We start from the raw sequence: 19,250 nt of genomic DNA on the forward strand, positions 1-19,250 counted from the left end.
ATAAAAATTTTAACATAATTGTTATTTCAAGTATAGAAATAAGTTGTTGTCCTTTAACTAAAAAGTCGCCAACTAATTGGCGACGGTTAATTTATTAATAAATTACAACTGTATCCTCATCTAGTTTAAATGGTTGCTTTTTATTAATTCGATCATAAAATAAATGACCGCGTAGATGTTCAATTTCATGAGAAGCAACAATAGCAGGGTAATCTTTTAAACGAATTGTTTTTTCTTCTCCATCAACCGTATAATAACGAATTTTAAGCTTATCTGGACGAAGTACATAACCATCAATTACACGGTCGACACTCAGGCAACCTTCACCCTCACTCAAACAAGCTTGTCTAACCGATTCTGATAGAATTTCTGGATTAACAAAAGTTTCTTTAAATACAATTTCACCTTTGTCATTTGGTACAAGTAATGAAGCCATTTGTACACTTTCACCAACTTGTGGTGCTGCAAGGCCAACACCTGCACGCAGTTGATGTTTTTCAGCAATTTTTGGATCTTGAGAATTAATTAAATACTCCATCATGTCATCTGCTAACTTGCGATAATGCTCGTTTAATGGAAATGTTAGTGGTTGTGCCACTTTGCGCAGTACTGGATTACCATCTCGGGTAATATTTTTCATTAAAATCAATTGTCGTCACTCTTTCATAAAATTTATACATATATTTTTAACATAATTTAGATTAATTTGTCTGCTTTTTATTCTATACTAAATTTTCACTTTGAAAAAGAGGGGATAAACGTTGACCAGTATTACAGTTAGGTGTTAAAATCAATGAGCGTAACTATACAGATATGAAACACTTCGATAAGCATGTTTTTGACGTGCCACCGAAACTGTGACAGCGTCACAGTTTTTTTATTGAGGAGTGGAGGAGGAATACTTTTGTCAGAAAAAAGAAGAAACGATATTAGAAATATAGCAATTATAGCTCACGTTGACCATGGTAAAACAACGTTAGTTAATCAACTATTAAAACAATCCGACACTCTCCCTGAACATATGGCTCTGGAAGATCGTGCAATGGATTCAAATGATATTGAGCGTGAGCGTGGTATTACTATTTTGTCAAAAAATACTGCGGTTAAGTTTGGTGATACGACCATTAATATTTTAGATACTCCAGGACACGCTGACTTTGGCGGTGAAGTTGAACGGATTATGCACATGGTTGATGGAGCTTTGCTTTTGGTTGACGCATACGAAGGTACAATGCCACAAACTCGTTTTGTCCTTAAAAAGGCTCTTGAAGCTGGAGTTAAGCCAGTTGTTGTCATTAATAAAATTGATCGTCCAGGTGCTCGTCCTAAGGAAGTTCTTGATGAAGTCCTTGAATTATTTATCGAATTAGGTGCAAATGATGAACAACTTGATTTTCCTGTTGTTTATGCTTCTGCATTAAATGGAACTTCTTCATATGATGAGGATCTTGCAACACAAAAAGAAACTATGGATCCCATTTTTGAAACTATCATAAAATCGATTCCAGCACCACTTGATAATGCAGATGAACCATTGCAATTTCAAATTACTATGCTTGATTGGGATGATTATGTTGGCCGGATAGGCGTTGGTCGTGTTTACCGTGGGCGTGTTAAAGTTGGTGATAATATTACCGTTATGAAGCGGGATGGTTCAACACAAAATTTCCGTGTGACTAAACTATTTGGTTTCTTTGGCTTAAAACGAAACGAAATCAAAGAAGCTACTGCTGGCGATATTATTGCTATTAGTGGAATTAACGATATTTTTGTAGGCGAAACTATTGCTTCTGCTGAAGAACCAGAGGCATTGCCACTTCTAAAAATAGATCCACCAACTTTACAAATGGATTTCGTGGCTAGTGATTCTCCATTTGCTGGTCGCGAAGGTGATAAGGTTACACCTAAAAAGTTAGAAGACCGCTTGATTAGGCAAACTAGAACTGATGTTTCACTCAAAGTTGAGCCAACAGATCAAATCAATGCTTGGACTGTTTCAGGCCGTGGTGAATTACACTTATCAATTTTGGTTGAAGAATTACGTCGTGAGGGCTTTGAATTACAATTGTCTCGTCCAAAAGTAATTTACCGTGAAATTGATGGTGTTATGTCTGAGCCGTTTGAAGCTGTTCAAGTTGATACTCCTGACGAATATGTTGGTTCCGTTATCGATTCTCTTTCACAAAGAAAAGGTGAAATGAAGAATATGGAGTCAACAGGTAATAATCAAACTCGCTTAGACTTTTTAGTTCCTTCACGTGGCCTAATTGGGTATAACAATGAATTTATGTCGCAAACTGGTGGATATGGAATTTTAAACCACAGTTTTGATTCTTATAAACCCGTTGTTAAGAATTGGGAACCCGGTCGACAAAATGGTGCTTTGGTATCAATTAGTCAAGGTAAATCGACAACCTATTCTTTGCAAACAGTAGAACAACGTGGAGAACTCTTTATTGGTGCTGGTGTTGAAGTTTATGAGGGAATGATAGTTGGTCAATCTTCTCGTGACCGGGATATTGCAGTAAATGTAATCAAGGGTAAAAATTTAACGAACACTCGTGCAGCTGGTAAAGATCATGCCGCAGCAATTAGAACACCAAAAACGTTAACTTTGGAAGAAGCAATAGAATTCTTAAATGATGATGAGTATTGTGAGGTAACACCTGAATCAATTCGCTTACGAAAGAAAATTTTGAATACATCGGAGCGTCAAAAAGCTGATAAAAAACGCAATCGTAAATAATTTAATTTATTCCAAAAAAGTAATCACTGATGAAGTGGTGCTTTTTTTGTTTTATAATAAGGACAAGTTTTTATTATAAAGGGAGAGCAACTTGTGCGAAAAAAATTACTTCATATAGATTATCAAATTTTGCTACCATATTTATTGTTAGTCGCTTTTGGAATAATTATGGTTTACTCTGCAAGCTCTGATATTTTGCTTGTAAATGGTTTTAAGCCGTCAACTTACGGAATTCGCCAAATGTACTATGCATTTTTTGCGATTTTCATTTTTGCAAATGCAACTTTTGCTTTACGGTTAGATATCTTTAAAAGCCAGAAGTTTGTTATTTGGTTCGTAGCACTTAGCATTGTGATGTTGCTTTATCTAATTTTATTGAAAATTTTCAAAGGATCAGCAGTAGCAGTTAATGGTGCTGTTGGTTGGATTGATTTGAAGATTATTAAAATTCAGCCATTAGAAATTGCTAAATTAGCTTTGGTTATTTATTTGGCATATTTTTTAGATCGTCATGATGGAACTTTTAACCAAGGAAATATTATGAATACATTATCTAGACCAGCAATTTTAGCTGCTGTGATGATGTTTTTGGTTTTGATTGAACCCGATCTTGGTGGTACCGCTATCTTAGCAATGATTGTGATAGTGATGTTTTCACTATCTGGAATTTCAGCTAAAAAAGTAGTATTCTGGTTAATCATTATTGGTATCACGGTTTTCATACTTGTGTATTTAATTATTACGTGGAATCCCAAATTTTTACAAGCAAATTATCAATATCAAAGACTAATGTCATTTTTGCATCCGTTTGAATTAGAACAAAAAGGTGGTGCTCAGTTAGTTAATTCATATTATGCTATTCATAATGGGGGATTATTCGGTGTAGGGTTAGGCAATAGCATGCAAAAAAGAGGTTATTTACCTGAGCCGTATACTGACTTCATATTATCTATCATTGCTGAAGAACTTGGGGTAGTAGGCGCATTGGTTGTTTTAGGATTACTTTTTTATTTAATGTGGCGAATTATGGAAGTTGGAATTCATTCCAGTTCTCAATTTAATTCTTTAATTTGTTTTGGGATTACGACAATTATTTTTACTGAAACTTTATTTAATGTTGGAGCTGTTTTGGGGTTGCTGCCAATTACTGGAGTAACATTACCATTTATTTCCTATGGTGGTTCGTCATTAATTGTTTTATCTATTGCAATTGGATTAGTACTTAATATCTCGGCTAACGAGAAGATTAAGCAAGAGGAGGCGATTAGATGAGTATATGCAAGGATTTAAGTAATACTTCTATAGCTCAAAGACAAGGGTTGATAGTTTATTTTAATTCTGCAAGCAAGCAATATAAACTGAGACGGTATGGAGACATTGTTTATTTTTCTTCTCAAATGGGTTACTGTATTTTATACGTTAATCGAAAAGAGTGTGATGAAGTAATTGCTACACTAGTAAATCTTGATTTTGTTAAACGAGTTGAAAAAGCTTTGAGTGATAGTGTTAATTTGGACACCCCACATATTGAGCAGCAAATCGTTGACTTGGCACATGAGGCTGAGGAAAAGTTACAAGCAAAAGAAAAGAAAAGTTTGGATCAATTATTATGAGAATTATTTCGGGCAAATATGCCAAACGTAATTTATTTACTTTAAAAAGCCAAAAAACTAGACCAACAAGTGACAAGGTTAAAGAATCCCTTTTTAATACTTTAGGCCAATTTTTTAATGGAGGACAAGTGTTAGATCTTTACGCTGGGAGCGGGGCACTAGCGATCGAAGCTGTTTCACGTGGTATGGATCACGCTCAAATTGTTGATATTAATTATCAGGCTGTTGAGATTATTCGAAAAAATATTACATTAACTAAAGAAGAAGATAGGTTTTCTGTTTATAAAATGTCAAGTCAAGCAGCACTAAAAAAATTTGCTCATGATCAACTAAAGTTTGATTTGGTTTTTTTGGATCCCCCCTATGCAAAGCAACACATTATTGCTGACATGAAAAAAATACTTAAATTGCAGTTGTTAAATGACAATGCACTTATTGTTGCAGAAACCGATGATGCAACATTTTTAGAACCTATTTCGGAATTTGCTTTACTAAAAGAACACCATTTAGGGAAGACATTTGTGCGGTTTTATCGGAAGGAGAACTAATGAAAACGGCTCTTTTACCGGGTAGTTTTGACCCGATTACTAATGGTCACGTTGATATTATTAAGCAAGCTGCTAATTTATTTGATAGAGTTGCTGTTTTGATAATGACCAATTCAACTAAGCACTATCTATTTTCTGTTGATGAACGAATGGAATTTGTTCAGGATGCTGTAGGAACAATTGCGAATGTTAGAATTTTAAAAAAACCAGATGAGTTAACGATTAATGCAGCACAAGAATTAAATGCCACGGTAATTGTTCGAGGCGTTAGAAATAGTACTGATTTTTTGTATGAACAGCAAATTGCGGCAATGAATAAAATGTTAGCACCTAATATTGAAACAATTTTACTGTTTACTAAACCTCAGGAAAGTTTTGTTGCTTCCAGCATTATTAAGGAAGTAGCAAGATTTGGTGGAGATGTTACTGCTTTTTTACCCAATAAGGCTGCTAAAGCACTCAAGGAAAAGATGAAAAATATTGATGAATTATAACTACAAAAAGCCAAAAAAACATCGGATTCGTAATTGGTTACTAACGATTTTAATCATAGTTATTGCAATAATTGGCTTAAGTTGGCCAACTAACTACTATATTCAAATGCCAGGAGAAACTATTCAAATTAGTCAATTTGTTAAAAGCAAAAAGCCGGTACCAAATAATTTTTATTTAGTAACTATTAGTGAAACGAGTGATCCCGCCACCGTTTTAGAATACCTTTTGAGCTATACACAAAAGTTTGCAAGTCGCGTTCCAAAAGCTGAAGTGCTGGGTGACACAACTAGCAGTCAATATCAGGAATTACAAAAGTGGTATATGGAAACAAGCCAACAAAATGCTATTTATTGTGCCGCTAAAAAGGCAGGATTAAAGCCTAAACTGCAGTATGAAGGCGTTTATGTAATGGAGGTTCAAAAAAATTCCAGCTTTAAGGGTAAATTACAGATTGGTGATACAGTTCTTGGTGCTAATGGTCATAAGTTTCTGTCGACTGAGGAAATGTTGGCTTATTTTAAAAAACAAAAAATAGGTTCAAACGTTAATGTTATGATTTTGCGTGAACACAAGCCATATAATCTTAGTGGAAAAATTGTCAAAGTTGCTGGAACGAATAAACCAGGAATTGGTATTCAACTGGTAGAACATGTTAAAGTTAGTACTAAACCTAAGCTGAATATAAATGCTGGGGCAATTGGAGGACCTTCAGCTGGATTAATGTTCACTTTGACTAGTTATGAGGTTTTTACTCAAAAGAAACTAGCTACAAGCCATAAAATTGCTGGCACTGGAACCGTAAGCCCAAGTGGAAAGGTTGGAGTCATTGGTGGCGTTGATAAAAAAGTAGTTGCAGCTGATAATGCTGGTGCAGAAGTCTTTTTTGCCCCGACTGATACTTCTTTAGTTAAAAAATCAGAGAGTAATTATGTTGTAGCAAAAAAAACAGCGCAAAAAATCGGTACTAAAATGAAGATTGTTCCAGTTAGAACGGTTGACGATGCTTTAAATTATTTAAAAAAACATTATTGATAAAAAGTTCAGAAAATATCTGAGCTTTTTTTTCGTACTTAATTTATGGAGGATAGGATAATGGATTGGAAAAAAATAAAAAGCCTTTTAATTGAGTACAAGATGTATGTATTTGTTGGTATTATTGTGCTTGGATTTTTTTTATGGCATCAGCATGATACCAGTATACAAAATAATAATCAGTCTAATTTAATTGGTCAAACGAAAAAAGCTGAGCAGAACGCTAAATTAGAAAGGACAAATACTAAACCTTCTACTGAGTCACAAGTAACAGCAAAATCCCAGGAAGTAACCTGCGATATTTCTGGTGCTATTCGGCATCAAGGAGTTTACACGTTAAAAAAAGGAGCACGATTAGAAGACTTAATTGAAGTAGCAGGTGGAACAACTAAACGGGCTCAATTAAATAATGTAAATCGTGCTTTAATTCTAAAAGACCAAGATAAAATTCATATTCCTTATACTGGTGAAAAAATTAAGCAGGGTGAAATTGTTACTTCTGTTGGGGGACAAGATGGTGCACAAACTACAGAATCAGTTGATACTGATAGTGGTGGAAAAAATAGTAAAGTGAATATAAATACTGCAGGCGCTCAGGACTTACAAAAATTAAATGGAATTGGCGAAAAAAAAGCAGCTCAAATAATTGCTTATCGCCAAAAAAACGGTCAATTTAAAAGAATTGAGGATTTAAAAAAAGTGTCAGGAATTGGAGATAAGACTTTTGCGGCTCTTAAAAACCAATTGGAAGTCTGATATTTTAATTCCTGGGTTCCTATTTATTACTTCCTTACTTTTTATTGATTTAAGTTTTTTAATATATCAATGTTCGCAAATAACGCAAAAGGTAGTTTGTTGCTTAATTGGATTATACTTAATTTATTTGCTTTTAAAAAAATATCCAACATTAATTGGAATACTTGAAATCTTTTTGACCTTAGCTATTTTATGTATAGGATTAAACAAAAAGCAAACTAATTTTTCAATTAATGATAATTCAGAAATTAAACTGTATCCCGATCAAATTAAAATCAATGATAATTGGCTCTCTGGAACTGGCCAAATAAAAGGGGGTCACGTTCTTGTTACGGCAACGATTTCAGATAATGAAAAAAAGCAATTAAAATGGGGACATCGGGTTGTTTTATCAAGATTAGATGGTGAGGTAAAACCAATTGAATCGGCTACTAATTATGGACAATTTGATTTAAAAAAATATTATTTGAGCAAAAATATTACACAGCAAGTCAAGTTAAAGAGCTGCCATTTTGTAGTAGAAAAGGGTGGATTAGAAGATTGTTTACATCATTTTCGCTTTGAACTACAGTCTTATTTTAAAGAGATGCCCCAAATATTAAACTTTTTTAGTAGTGAGTTAATTTTGGGAGAAAATCCCAATTCTGATAATCAAGAAATTTTAGATAATTATCGTGATTTAGGAGTTATTCATATTCTAAGCATATCGGGATTACATGTGGGCATCTATACGATGATAATTAGTACTCTTTGCTACATCTTTAAGTTAACAGAAGACGAAGCTTTCTCGTGTTGCCTGATAATATTAGCGATTGGAGTTTTTCTTAGTAACGGTCAAGCTGGGTTTGTTCGTGCTAGTTTAACATTTATTTTAAGTAAACTTTTTAAATTTAAACGGATACCAATTAGTCAGTTTGACTTATTAGGTCTAACCTGTTTATTGCATTTATTAATTGATCCGAGATTAATGATGAAAGTAGGTGCTTTACTAAGCTACGTACTTAGTTTGGGATTAGTAGTTACTGGTAAGTTATCTAATTTTAAACAATCTGTAGCGTTAAATATTTTGTTAGCTCCCCTTTTGCTATGCTTCTTTTTTCAGTTTAATTTATTAACTGTTATTTTTAACCTTTTAATTGTACCTTATTTTAATTTGGTTATTATGCCATTGACATTTTTTAATTTGGTTATATACAAAATTGATCCAGCTTTAAGTGGTTTTTTGGAAATGATTCTAGAATCAGGGGAAAGAGTAATTAGTACCATATCATCTACGAAATTAGGTTTGCTAACCTTTGGGAAAATTAATTGGTGGCAATGTTTACTTTTGCTCATTTTAACGACAGTTTTAATAGCAGATTTAAATGAACCGTGGCTTAAAAAAATTAATCAAAAAAAATTATTGAAAACGATTGGATGGCTTTATTTTGCATTGTTTATTTTGATTCATTTTCCATTAACAGGACAAGTGACATTCATTGATGTTGGACAAGGTGACAGTATTTTGATTACTACACCCTTTCCTAGACGTGTTTATTTAATTGATACTGGTGGTAAACTAAATTTTAGTGGTCGAAAAGTAATACCACAGGTTAACAAGATTACAATTCCATTATTGAAAGCTCAAGGAATTACCCATCTTAATGGGATTTTTGTTACACATCAAGATGCTGATCATGTTGGTGATCTTGGTCCACTTCTTAGTCAAATTCCTGTGCAAAAATTATATGTAGCACAAGGAATTCTTAATAATCCTTCCTTTTGCAGACGAATTGCTGGTCGAGTAGAGCAGAGACAAATAGTACAATTGCTGGCAGGTCAGCAAATTAATGAACCACAAATTAAATTTAATGTTGTTTATCCTTTTAAACCAGGTATAGGAGAGAATAAAGATTGTTTATCATTGACTTTTAAATTGGCTAATAAGAGCTGGTTGTTTACGGGAGACTTGGGTCAAGAAGGCGAACAAGAAATAATGGCTAAATATAACTTGCAGGCAAATTATTTTAAACTAGGACATCACGGAAGCAGGACATCATCTAACCCTGAATTTTTGCACAAATTAGCACCAGAAGTTGTTTTTATTTCGGCTGGACGAAATAACCGCTTTAATCATCCTCACTCAGAAACTTTGACTACTCTTAAAAGACAAGGAATTCCATGGGCGTCAACACAAGATTGTGGAATGATTACGTGGAATTATGGAAAATTTACTAAATCAAGGTTTATTTTCTTCTTAAAAGCAGAAAAAGAAAAGTAAAACTTTGTTATACTAGTTGTTGATTAAGGTTCTGCGCGAATTATCAAAACAATGAAATGCTACTATCAATTGCATAAAATATATAGTAGAAAGGCAAATAATCTTTAGCTATATTCAGCTGGGAATAGTCATAGGCTTTGATGGTAAAATGTGGTACGATTAGCTAGATTTGTAACAATTATAGGGTTCTTATTAATGGTGAGTATTAATGTCTTTACTTTCTATATTTAAAAATTCAAACAAAAATAAACAACAAACTTTAATTACAGGTGATGATAATTTTTTAAACGATTATTTAGCGCGCTTTTTTACGCATGAGGAGATTTTTTCTAGCTTTGATAAGCTAACGATTGATTGTGAAATAGACAGTCTGGATGAACTTATAGCTGAGTTAACCGAATCAAGCTTGTTCAGTCAAAAAAAAATAATTACAGTAAAAAATCCTTTCTTTTTAACGGCAAAAGTTCCTCAAAAATTTAAAAGACAGTTAGAACAGTTGCAGCAAATTTTTGCTAATATTGATCAACTTGACGATATTGTTGTACTAGTTGCTTCGTATGACAAGCTTGATCGGCGTAAAAAATTAACGAAAACCATTTTAAATAATTTTAACGTAGTTGATACCAAAATTAAAAATTACGAAGTTAGTAAAACAATTCAGGCAATGATCAAATCGGAAGGCTACCAAATTTCCACCTCAGCGTTACATTTATTGCTAGAGCGAAGTGATCAAGTTTTAGATACTACTTTAAGTAATTTTAATAAATTGAAAGCACTTGCAAATGATGGCAAAATTACTATAGAAGAAATTGAAAAAAATATTGATTTGTCATTAGCACAAAATGTTTTTTCTATTATGGAAACAGCATTAAATCATGATTACCGAGAAGCAATTGAGCGATTAGAGAACCAGTTACGTGAGGGAAGCAATCCCATTCAGTTGCTTGCGGTTTTTGAGAATCAACTAGAATTAATTTTAGTAGTTAAAATTTTAAAGAAGCGTGGCAGAAGTGAATCTGAAATAGCTAAATTATTAGGTATTCACCCTTATAGAGTTAAAGTAGCCTTGAGGAATCAATTGACTATTTCTAAATTGGAAATCTTACTAAAAAGAGCAATTGAATTAGACTTTAATTATAAAAACGGTCGTTATCGAGAAAGTGATTTTCTAAAACTGTTTATTTTAAGTGTATAAAAAAACAAGAATGAATATTCATTCTTGTTTTTTACTATTGTCAATAAAAATTTATTTTGCTAATTTAGCTAAACGACTCTTATCACGACTAGCCTTGTTCTTATGAATAAGACCCTTTGACGCAGCTTTGTCCAAAGCACGGGCAGCAGCAATATGTAATTCGGAGGCGTTTTCGGCATCTGCTGCTTGAGCAGTCTTAAACTTCTTAATAGCAGTTCTCAACTGATTCATTTGAGCGGCGTTGCGCTTTCTCGCATCACCTTGTGTTTTGACACGCTTAATAGCTGATTTGATTTGTGGCATAAAATTCACCTCCATTACTAGTAAATTCACTTAGTAAATTATACTGAAGAATAATTCTAGATGCAAGCTAATTTATACTTGCATTTTAAAAAAATAATCTGTATTATACTATTGTTGTGAACCGTTAACGCTGTTTGCACGCTCACACCTGACGGTTAACGTTGTTAACGGCAATTATTTAGTGAAAGGTGAAAAATATTTATGGCAATTTCAAAAGCAGAAAAAGATGAAATTATCAAAAAATTTGCAACTCATGAAGGAGATACTGGTTCAACAGAAGTGCAAGTTGCAATATTAACTACAGATATTAACAATTTAACTGAGCATATGCGTAATCATTCACACGATCACCATTCATATGTTGGTTTGTTAAAGAAAATTGGTCATCGGCGTAACTTGCTTCGTTACTTGCAAGAAAACGACATTAATCGTTATCGCGAGTTAATTAAGAAATTAGGTTTGCGTCGCTAGTTGCAAAATATTTAAAAGTCAGTCCCATGTGGGCTGGCTTTTTGTTTTTGTCATCTACTTTTTTATGCTAAAATAAAAAAGATATCTTTTACGTTGTGATCAAAGCGATCCATAAATGACAACTGAATAAAAATAATGGCTTTTTACATGTAATAGAAAAGGAAATATGATGACTGAACAAATTAAAATAATGATTTTGAGTGGTGTTCGTGAGCAAGGCAAGGATATGTTCGCCATTCAGGTTAATGATGAAATTTATGTTTTAGATGCTGGACTTAAGTATCCCGATAGCACCTTATTTGGAATCGATGTGGTCATTCCAGATCTTGATTTTTTTGAGCAATATGGCGACCAAGTAGTTGGCATCTTTTTAACACATGGACACGCTGATTCAATTGGTGCACTGCCGTATATTTTACGTGAGTATGATATCCCTGTTTTTGGATCACAATTAACAATTGAACTAGCCAAAATAAAGGTCAAGCGTGAAAATAAGCGAATTAAGAATAGTCTGTTTCATGTTATTGATGCTGATACAGAAATTGAGTTTAAAAATTCTAATATTTCGTTTTTTCAAACAACCCATTCAATTCCGGATTCGCTAGGAGTTGATGTGCACACGTCAGCAGGTGAAATCGTTTATACTGGTGATTTCAAATTTGATCCCACGGCATCGCCTAAATATCGGACTAATTTAGATAGATTAGCCGAAATTTCCCAAAAAAATATTTTGGCACTTTTAAGTGATTCATCTAATGCTGAAGCATCATTTTCAAATGTTTCTGAACAAGAAATTGGTGACTATGTAACAAATGTTTTTCGTAATGCCAAAGGACGTGTCATTGTTGCTGCCAAGGCATCTAATCTAATTCGTATTCAAGAAGTTTTAAATGCAGCTCATAAAACTGGTAAGCGTGTTTTATTGACTGGACGTGATGTTGCTAAAATAGTTCGTACAGCGATGGGACTCGGGTATTTAAAAGTACCTAAGGGATTATTAATGCGTGTGAAAGATTTAAAAAGCACACCTGATAAGCAAACTGTCATTCTTGAAACGGGGCAAATGGGTGAACCATTAAATTCTTTGCAAAAGATGGCTAAGAAGAAGCATAGTATGATTACTATTCATGAAGGTGATCTTGTGTTTATTGCTACTACACCATCGCATGCAGTTGAGACGATATTGGCTCAAACTAGCGATATGGTTTATCATGCCGGTGGAACAGTTATTGAACTTGGTCGAGCTAAGCATACAAGCGGTCATGCAACTGGTCCGGATTTACAACTACTTCTTGGGATATTAAAGCCTAAGTTTTTATTTCCAGTAATTGGTGAATATCGTTTGCTTGAAGTTCATCGTGATTTAGCAATTCAAGTGGGAATGAAGAAAGAAAATATCTTTATTTCTAAAAATGGTGATTGTTTTAATTATGATTTCAATCAAAATCATTTTTATCTAACTGATCCGGTTCCCGGTGAAGATACAATGATTGATGGGTCTGGAATTGGTGATGTTGGCAATATTGTTTTGCGGGATCGCGAAGTTCTATCTGATGATGGGATTTTTATTGCTGTTGTAACCATTGATCGAAGAAAAAAGAAAATTATTGCGCAACCTCAAGTTACTAGTCGTGGATTTGTTTATATCAAGGCTAATCGGCAGCTGATGCATGATAGTATTGAACTAATTAAAGAGACAATTAATAACAACTTTGAACACAAAAAATTTGATTGGACTGAAATTAAGCAAGATGTTAGAAATGATCTTGAAAAGTTTTTGTATAAAAAGACAAATCGAAGACCAGTAGTTTTACCTGTGGTAATGGAGGTTAACCAAAATCGACACCGTGCAATGCAAAAACGCAACAACAAAAATGAGACGGATAATGGTAATACGCATCGACCAGTTGATGTCCAAAAGACGGGGCAAAGAATTGTCAAGAAAGATTAATTATGATGTCATTAAGCCAAAAAAATTTACTTGAATTAGCACGAAAAAATGAGAAAACGGGAAATTTATCGCAAGCAATTGAAAATGTTGAGGAAGCTCTAAGAATTGGTTCCAGCAAAGCCGCAACTCTTCAGCTTTGTGAACTATATCTAAAAAATGGGCAGGCTGATTTTGCTTATTCATTAATTAAAGAAGAATCTGATCTTTTTTCTAACCAGGAAATCTTTGCAGAATATAGTAAAATTTTACAAACTACTCATTATGTAATTGAAGCACTTGAGATTAGTAATCTTAGTAAAAATGAAATAAAGATATTGGTCGAACCTGTCAAACAAAGCAAACAACAAAGGATTATGGTTGATTTTAAAGATAAGAGACAACCTACATTGAATGATTATCAACAGTTATTCAAGCTTGACTTAAACAATTTTAAACAGTTTTCTCAAAGTTTGCTTATTGATCCAAGTTTAAATTTTGCAGTACGTATTTCTATATGTGAAGATTTAATCCGTCTAGGACTTGATGACCATTTTAGAGTATTAGTTTTAGGAAAAATCGAAGAATTTGTTCCCAGAAGTGTAAGTCTATTAGAAAAGGATCCAATTTATCGTGAAGTTGTATCAGGAATAGGCTCACGATATTACCATCGTCCCAATCAATTACCTACAATTTTAGCCGAAGTTAACTTGATTTTAGGCAATCTTTACCCTATGATAAATATGTACGTAGACGATCCTGATAGCTTTACCAGTGATCTTGTGTCATACATTGAGAATCATGATGGAAGAAGCCGTCAAAAGCTGTTTGAAGCTATTGAACTTAATTTGCCAAAATAATTTAAGCAAAAGGCTTTACTTTTTTTAGGCATTTAGTATAATAGCAAAGGACGTTTTCATTAGGCATGGCTCTATGCATTAAAATACTAGGCATTTGCCAATGAAAGTAGTACAATATTCAACAGAGAACTATCCGTTACTTACTCAACGGACTTCTTGCAAATTTACAGGAGGGTCATTTTAATGGCAGAAAAAGAACATTACGTTAGAACGAAGCCACACGTAAACATTGGTACTATCGGTCACGTTGACCATGGTAAGACCACTTTGACAGCGGCTATTACTAAAGTTTTATCAGAAAAGGGTTTAGCAAAAGCTGAGGATTATTCAGAAATTGATGCTGCTCCAGAAGAAAAAGAACGTGGTATTACTATTAATACCGCTCACGTAGAGTATGAAACTGAAAAACGTCACTATGCTCACATGGACGCCCCAGGACACGCTGACTACATCAAAAACATGATCACTGGTGCTGCTCAAATGGATGGAGCTATCTTAGTTGTTGCTGCAACTGATGGTCCTATGCCACAAACTCGTGAACACATTTTACTTGCTCGTCAAGTTGGTGTTAACTACATTGTTGTCTTCTTGAACAAGACTGACTTAGTTGACGATCCAGAATTAATTGACTTAGTTGAAATGGAAGTTCGTGACTTGTTATCTGAGTATGATTACCCAGGTGATGATATTCCAGTTATCCGTGGTTCAGCTTTAAAAGCATTACAAGGTGACAAGGAACAAGAAGAAGTTATCATGAAGTTGATGGACACTGTCGACGAATATATTCCAACTCCAGAACGTCAAACTGATAAACCATTCTTAATGCCTGTTGAAGATGTCTTCACTATTACTGGTCGTGGTACTGTTGCTTCAGGTCGTATTGATCGTGGTACTGTTAAGATTGGTGATGAAGTTGAGATCGTTGGTTTAGTAGAAAAGGTTATCAAGTCAGTTGTTACTGGTTTGGAAATGTTCCATAAAACTTTAGACCTAGGTGAAGCCGGCGATAACGTTGGTGTATTGCTTCGTGGTATTGACCGTGATCAAGTTGTTCGTGGACAAGTTTTGGCCGCACCTGGATCAATTCAAACTCATAATGAATTCAAGGGTCAAGTTTATGTCTTGAAGAAAGAAGAAGGCGGACGTCATACTCCATTCTTCTCAGACTACCGTCCACAATTCTATTTCCACACTACTGATATCACTGGCGAAATTGAGTTGCCAGAAGGTACCGAAATGGTTATGCCTGGCGATAATACGGAATTTACTGTTAACTTAATTAAGCCAGCTGCCATTGAAAAGGGTACTAAATTCACTATCCGTGAAGGTGGTCGTACTGTTGGTGCTGGTCAAGTTACTGAAATTCTTGACTAGTTCGTAAAAAGACAGTTTAAAAAAGATGTACTTTTTCATAGAAGTACATCTTTTTTTGCCTAAATTTGTTTTTTACGAGCGTTTAATGTAAGATAATTTAGTATGCAACGATGTAGATAAACTTGACATTGGAGGTATTTAATTAATGTCTGTAACATGGAATAAAACTGGTAAAACTACCGGTGAATTAACTTTTGATATTTCCCAAGAAGAGGTTAAACGTGGATTAGATCAAGCTTTTAAAAGAGTGAAGAAGAATTTGCGTGTACCTGGTTTTAGAAAGGGACATGTTTCGCGAGTTATTTTTGATCAGTATTATGGTGAAGAAGCTTTATATGAGGATGCTTTAAACATTGCACTACCTGCAGCATATTCTGATGCTGTTAAGGAAGCTGATATTAAGGCGGTTGGTCAACCTCAAATTGTACCTGTATCAATGGATAAGGGTAAGGATTGGACAATGAAGGCCGTAGTAAGTATTCAACCTGAAGTTGAATTAGGAGACTACAAAGGAATTGAAGTTCCAAAGCAAAACACACGCGTTTATGCTAAGGATGTTGATGCTGAACTTGAAAAAGACCGACAAAAGAATGCTGAACTTGTTCTTAAGGAAGATACAGCTGAAAAGGGTGATACAGTAACAATCGACTACAAAGGAACTATTGATGATAAGACATTTGAGGGTGGCACAGCTGATGATTATGCTCTTGAATTAGGTTCAAATACGTTTATTCCTGGTTTTGAAGATCAATTAATTGGTCACAAAGCCGGAGATGACGTTGATGTTGTTGTTACTTTCCCTGAAGATTATGGTGCCAAAGAATTAGCTGGTAAGGAAGCTCATTTTGCAACTAAGCTTCATGAAGTTAAGTCAAAGCAATTACCTGAATTAGATGATGAATTTGCCAAAGATGTTGATGATTCTGTTGAAACTTTGGATGACTTAAAGGAAAAGATTAAAAAAGATCTGAAAGCTAAAAAAGAAGAAGAAAGCCAAGCTGCTATTGAACAAGCTGCCATTGAAGGTGCTGTTGCTAATGCAAAGATTGATGAAATTCCAGATGCAATGATTCAAGAGGATGTTAATACCCAAATGAATCAATATCTTGGTAATATGCAGCGTCAAGGGATTAGTCCAGATGTTTATTACAAGCTAACAAATACTACTGAAGATCAATTGCGTGCGCAATTTTCTAAGGATGCTGCTGAAAGAGTTAAAACTAATTTAGTTCTTGAAGCAATTGTCAAAAAAGAGGGTATTAAGTCTTCTGAAGAAGAAATAAACCAAGAAATTAAGAACCTTGCCAATGACTATAACATGGATGAAAAAACAGTTCGTAATACTTTAACAAATGAAATGATTTCACATGATATTAATGTTCGTAAGGCCATTGATCTTGTAGCTGATAATGCAAAACAAGTTGCTAAATCAAAAATTAAAGATGAAGACAAGAAGTCTAAATAAATAAGATTTAGAAAAAAGTAAAAAGGTGGTTGTATAACTACCTTTTTGCTTTTTTTAAGCAAATAATTCAATTACAACTCTTAAGTTATGATATTCTTAGACTGGTAGATATGAGGAGGAAAAGAATGGCATCACAGTTTACTAATCAAGAAGAAATTAAATGCTCGTTTTGTGATAAGACACAAGATCAGGTCAAAAAAATGATCGCTGGTAATGGGGTTTATATTTGTAATGAATGTGTTGACTTATCAAAAAAAATCATTGATGATGAATTGCGATCCGATTCATTAAAAAAAGCCAAAGACTTGCCTAAGCCAATGGAAATAAAGCAAAAACTTGATCAATATGTAATTGGTCAAGATAGCGCAAAAAAAGTATTATCGGTTGCTGTTTATAACCATTACAAACGAATTAGTCAAATGGATATTGATTCCTCAACTGAATTACAAAAATCAAATATTGCTTTAATTGGGCCTACGGGATCAGGTAAAACTTATTTGGCTCAAACTTTAGCTCGAATTCTCAATGTTCCATTTGCAATAGCAGATGCCACCACTTTAACAGAGGCTGGATATGTTGGTGAAGATGTTGAAAATATTTTACTTAAGCTTTTGCAGAATGCTGATTACGATATAGAGCGTGCTGAAAAAGGAATTGTTTATATTGATGAGATTGATAAAATTTCTAAAAAGTCGGAAAATGTTTCAATTACTCGAGATGTATCTGGAGAAGGTGTACAGCAGTCGCTGTTAAAGATCCTAGAAGGTACAATTGCTTCTGTTCCGCCACAGGGTGGTAGAAAACATCCACAACAAGAATTAATTCAGATTGATACGACTAATATTTTATTTATTGTTGGTGGTGCTTTTGATGGTATCGAGCAAATTGTTAAAAATCGTTTGGGCAAAAAAGTTATCGGATTTAGTGCTGAGAACGAATTAAGTAGGGTTCAAGATGATTCTTGGACGAAACATTTAACTACTGGTGATTTAGTCAAATTTGGATTGATTCCGGAATTTATTGGTCGTATTCCAATTGTTGCAACACTTGATAAACTGCGAAATGAAGATTTAGTTAGAATATTGACTGAACCTAAAAATGCTTTGGTAAAACAATATAAAAAGTTGTTATCACTTGATCAAGTTGAACTTGAATTTTCTAAGGATGCTTTAGATGCAATTGCAGATTTAGCAATTGAACGTAATATGGGTGCTCGTGGTCTCAGAACAATTATTGAAAATTCAATGATGAGTATCATGTATAAAACACCTAGTGATTCCACTATTGAAAAAGTTAAAGTTACTAAAGATGTGATAATCAAGCAAAAGGAACCGGTGGTCACTAGAAAGAATCCTCATGATGACAAGTCAAGTAATGAAGAGATAAAGGTAGCAAATGATAATTAAAAGTAGCGATTATGCAATTAGTGCAGTTAATGAAAAACAATATCCTCAGGATCACTTACCAGAAATTGCTTTAGCTGGACGGTCTAATGTGGGAAAATCTAGTTTAATTAATTCATTACTTAGTCGTAAAAATTTAGCTCGCACTTCATCACGACCTGGGAAAACACAAACATTAAATTTCTATATTATTAATCAAAATTTCTATCTGGTTGATGTTCCCGGTTATGGTTATGCGAAAGTATCTCAAACACAACGCCAAAAGTTTGGTGAGATGATTCAAGAATACCTTGAAACTCGTGAAAATTTAAAAGGCTTAATCATTTTGATTGATTCCCGACATGATCCAACTCAAAATGATGTGTTAATGTATGAATATGCACTAACTCTTGACTTACCAATTTTAATTGTATGTACTAAAATAGATAAGGTTAAAAAGAGCCAAGAGAATAAAGTTTTAGTTAATTTAAAAAAGAAGTTAGACTTATCTTACGATAAAGTTAGTGTTCTCACCTATAGTGCAATTCAAAAACGGAATGTTAATGAAGTTTGGTCTTGGATTGAACAAAATTTATAAAATAAAACATGTAAATAAAAACCTGAAATATGAAGTTTCAGGTTTTTATTTCTAAATAATATTTTAGATGGTATATCTTTAAAAGATATGTTATTTTATTTGGTCTTTTTATCCTTTTCTTTTTCTAGGTGCTTTTTTCTTTTTTCAGGAACAGTAGCAAATTTATCAAATAATTTTTCTAAGTCATCTTGTTTTTTAAAAGTTAAACCCATCATTCATCTTCCT

Annotated in this window: 19 protein-coding genes; 16 read left to right on the forward strand and 3 right to left on the reverse strand. The window is 33.7% G+C overall.

Annotated elements, in window-relative coordinates; genetic code table 11:
- Positions 1–94 precede the first annotated feature (94 nt).
- Entirely contained in the window at positions 95–649 is a 555-nt protein-coding gene (gene def, locus F5ESL0228_RS03715; RefSeq protein WP_122022897.1) for a peptide deformylase, read from the reverse strand.
- A gap of 255 nt (positions 650–904) precedes the next feature.
- Between def and typA the strand changes: the two genes are divergently transcribed.
- From typA to holA, 9 genes are all read left to right on the forward strand, one after another.
- Entirely contained in the window at positions 905–2,746 is a 1,842-nt protein-coding gene (typA, locus tag F5ESL0228_RS03720; RefSeq protein WP_122018116.1) for a translational GTPase TypA, read from the forward strand.
- A 93-nt stretch (positions 2,747–2,839) separates the two neighbouring features.
- Complete coding sequence (locus F5ESL0228_RS03725; protein ID WP_122018117.1) at positions 2,840–4,018, forward strand: FtsW/RodA/SpoVE family cell cycle protein; 1,179 nt, start codon at positions 2,840–2,842, stop codon at positions 4,016–4,018.
- Entirely contained in the window at positions 4,015–4,359 is a 345-nt protein-coding gene (locus F5ESL0228_RS03730) for a YlbG family protein (RefSeq protein ID WP_122022898.1), read from the forward strand. The genes F5ESL0228_RS03725 and F5ESL0228_RS03730 overlap by 4 nt, the downstream gene beginning before the upstream one ends.
- On the forward strand, positions 4,356–4,907 hold the full coding sequence (gene rsmD, locus F5ESL0228_RS03735) for a 16S rRNA (guanine(966)-N(2))-methyltransferase RsmD (protein ID WP_122018119.1): 552 nt from the start codon (positions 4,356–4,358) through the stop codon (positions 4,905–4,907). Before F5ESL0228_RS03730 ends, rsmD begins: the two co-directional genes overlap by 4 nt.
- Positions 4,907–5,401: a pantetheine-phosphate adenylyltransferase gene (coaD, locus tag F5ESL0228_RS03740; RefSeq protein WP_122018120.1), complete on the forward strand. Its 495-nt coding sequence runs from the start codon at positions 4,907–4,909 to the stop codon at positions 5,399–5,401. The genes rsmD and coaD overlap by 1 nt, the downstream gene beginning before the upstream one ends.
- Complete coding sequence (locus F5ESL0228_RS03745; RefSeq protein ID WP_122022899.1) at positions 5,391–6,434, forward strand: SepM family pheromone-processing serine protease; 1,044 nt, start codon at positions 5,391–5,393, stop codon at positions 6,432–6,434. Before coaD ends, F5ESL0228_RS03745 begins: the two co-directional genes overlap by 11 nt.
- A 60-nt stretch (positions 6,435–6,494) precedes the next feature.
- Positions 6,495–7,190: a helix-hairpin-helix domain-containing protein gene (locus F5ESL0228_RS03750; RefSeq protein WP_122022900.1), complete on the forward strand. Its 696-nt coding sequence runs from the start codon at positions 6,495–6,497 to the stop codon at positions 7,188–7,190.
- Positions 7,159–9,450 carry a DNA internalization-related competence protein ComEC/Rec2 gene (locus F5ESL0228_RS03755; protein ID WP_122022901.1) on the forward strand — a complete coding sequence of 764 codons (2,292 nt, stop codon included), beginning with the start codon at positions 7,159–7,161 and terminating at the stop codon, positions 9,448–9,450. Before F5ESL0228_RS03750 ends, F5ESL0228_RS03755 begins: the two co-directional genes overlap by 32 nt.
- 208 nt (positions 9,451–9,658) lie before the next feature.
- Positions 9,659–10,645, forward strand: coding sequence for a DNA polymerase III subunit delta (gene holA, locus F5ESL0228_RS03760; RefSeq protein WP_122018123.1), 987 nt, complete (start codon positions 9,659–9,661; stop codon positions 10,643–10,645).
- A 51-nt stretch (positions 10,646–10,696) separates the two neighbouring features.
- Here the strand turns inward: holA and rpsT are convergent, their stop codons facing one another.
- A complete protein-coding gene (rpsT, locus tag F5ESL0228_RS03765; protein ID WP_122018124.1) occupies positions 10,697–10,948 on the reverse strand; it encodes a 30S ribosomal protein S20 in 252 nt (83 codons plus the stop codon).
- A 201-nt stretch (positions 10,949–11,149) separates the two neighbouring features.
- Here rpsT and rpsO point away from each other — a divergent pair, with 201 nt between their 5' ends.
- The 7 genes from rpsO to yihA all read left to right on the forward strand — a co-directional run bounded on the left by rpsO (position 11,150) and on the right by yihA (position 19,025).
- A complete protein-coding gene (rpsO, locus tag F5ESL0228_RS03770; RefSeq protein ID WP_122018125.1) occupies positions 11,150–11,419 on the forward strand; it encodes a 30S ribosomal protein S15 in 270 nt (89 codons plus the stop codon).
- A gap of 169 nt (positions 11,420–11,588) precedes the next feature.
- A complete protein-coding gene (locus F5ESL0228_RS03775) occupies positions 11,589–13,370 on the forward strand; it encodes a ribonuclease J (RefSeq protein ID WP_122022902.1) in 1,782 nt (593 codons plus the stop codon).
- 2 nt (positions 13,371–13,372) lie between these two features.
- A complete protein-coding gene (locus tag F5ESL0228_RS03780; protein WP_122022903.1) occupies positions 13,373–14,206 on the forward strand; it encodes a tetratricopeptide repeat protein in 834 nt (277 codons plus the stop codon).
- A 183-nt stretch (positions 14,207–14,389) separates the two neighbouring features.
- Positions 14,390–15,580, forward strand: coding sequence for an elongation factor Tu (gene tuf, locus F5ESL0228_RS03785; protein WP_122018128.1), 1,191 nt, complete (start codon positions 14,390–14,392; stop codon positions 15,578–15,580).
- Between the two features lie 145 nt (positions 15,581–15,725).
- The gene (gene tig / locus F5ESL0228_RS03790; protein ID WP_122022904.1) at positions 15,726–17,045 is read left to right on the forward strand and encodes a trigger factor; all 1,320 of its coding nucleotides are present in this window, start codon (positions 15,726–15,728) and stop codon (positions 17,043–17,045) included.
- Between the two features lie 125 nt (positions 17,046–17,170).
- Positions 17,171–18,451, forward strand: coding sequence for an ATP-dependent Clp protease ATP-binding subunit ClpX (gene clpX, locus F5ESL0228_RS03795; RefSeq protein WP_122018130.1), 1,281 nt, complete (start codon positions 17,171–17,173; stop codon positions 18,449–18,451).
- The gene (gene yihA / locus F5ESL0228_RS03800) at positions 18,441–19,025 is read left to right on the forward strand and encodes a ribosome biogenesis GTP-binding protein YihA/YsxC (RefSeq protein WP_122022905.1); all 585 of its coding nucleotides are present in this window, start codon (positions 18,441–18,443) and stop codon (positions 19,023–19,025) included. Before clpX ends, yihA begins: the two co-directional genes overlap by 11 nt.
- A gap of 95 nt (positions 19,026–19,120) precedes the next feature.
- On the opposite strand, the gene F5ESL0228_RS08535 is transcribed toward yihA, so the two are convergent.
- The gene (locus F5ESL0228_RS08535; protein WP_369916844.1) at positions 19,121–19,240 is read right to left on the reverse strand and encodes an SPJ_0845 family protein; all 120 of its coding nucleotides are present in this window, start codon (positions 19,238–19,240) and stop codon (positions 19,121–19,123) included.
- Between the last annotated feature and the right edge of the window lie 10 nt (positions 19,241–19,250).

Source organism: Lactobacillus sp. ESL0228 (genome assembly GCF_003692825.1).
GTDB lineage: Bacteria > Bacillota > Bacilli > Lactobacillales > Lactobacillaceae > Lactobacillus.

Excerpts from the sequence above, each read along its gene's own strand:
- rpsT (WP_122018124.1), bottom strand. The coding sequence starts at position 10,948 with ATGCCACAAATCAAATCAGCTATTAAGCGTGTCAAAACACAAGGTGAT.
- F5ESL0228_RS03775 (WP_122022902.1), top strand. The coding sequence starts at position 11,589 with ATGACTGAACAAATTAAAATAATGATTTTGAGTGGTGTTCGTGAGCAA.
- F5ESL0228_RS03730 (WP_122022898.1), top strand. The coding sequence starts at position 4,015 with ATGAGTATATGCAAGGATTTAAGTAATACTTCTATAGCTCAAAGACAA.
- coaD (WP_122018120.1), top strand. The coding sequence starts at position 4,907 with ATGAAAACGGCTCTTTTACCGGGTAGTTTTGACCCGATTACTAATGGT.
- F5ESL0228_RS03750 (WP_122022900.1), top strand. The coding sequence starts at position 6,495 with ATGGATTGGAAAAAAATAAAAAGCCTTTTAATTGAGTACAAGATGTAT.
- tuf (WP_122018128.1), top strand. The coding sequence starts at position 14,390 with ATGGCAGAAAAAGAACATTACGTTAGAACGAAGCCACACGTAAACATT.
- rpsO (WP_122018125.1), top strand. The coding sequence starts at position 11,150 with ATGGCAATTTCAAAAGCAGAAAAAGATGAAATTATCAAAAAATTTGCA.
- F5ESL0228_RS03780 (WP_122022903.1), top strand. The coding sequence starts at position 13,373 with ATGATGTCATTAAGCCAAAAAAATTTACTTGAATTAGCACGAAAAAAT.
- tig (WP_122022904.1), top strand. The coding sequence starts at position 15,726 with ATGTCTGTAACATGGAATAAAACTGGTAAAACTACCGGTGAATTAACT.
- F5ESL0228_RS03745 (WP_122022899.1), top strand. The coding sequence starts at position 5,391 with ATGAATTATAACTACAAAAAGCCAAAAAAACATCGGATTCGTAATTGG.
- clpX (WP_122018130.1), top strand. The coding sequence starts at position 17,171 with ATGGCATCACAGTTTACTAATCAAGAAGAAATTAAATGCTCGTTTTGT.
- F5ESL0228_RS08535 (WP_369916844.1), bottom strand. The coding sequence starts at position 19,240 with ATGATGGGTTTAACTTTTAAAAAACAAGATGACTTAGAAAAATTATTT.
- rsmD (WP_122018119.1), top strand. The coding sequence starts at position 4,356 with ATGAGAATTATTTCGGGCAAATATGCCAAACGTAATTTATTTACTTTA.
- yihA (WP_122022905.1), top strand. The coding sequence starts at position 18,441 with ATGATAATTAAAAGTAGCGATTATGCAATTAGTGCAGTTAATGAAAAA.
- holA (WP_122018123.1), top strand. The coding sequence starts at position 9,659 with ATGTCTTTACTTTCTATATTTAAAAATTCAAACAAAAATAAACAACAA.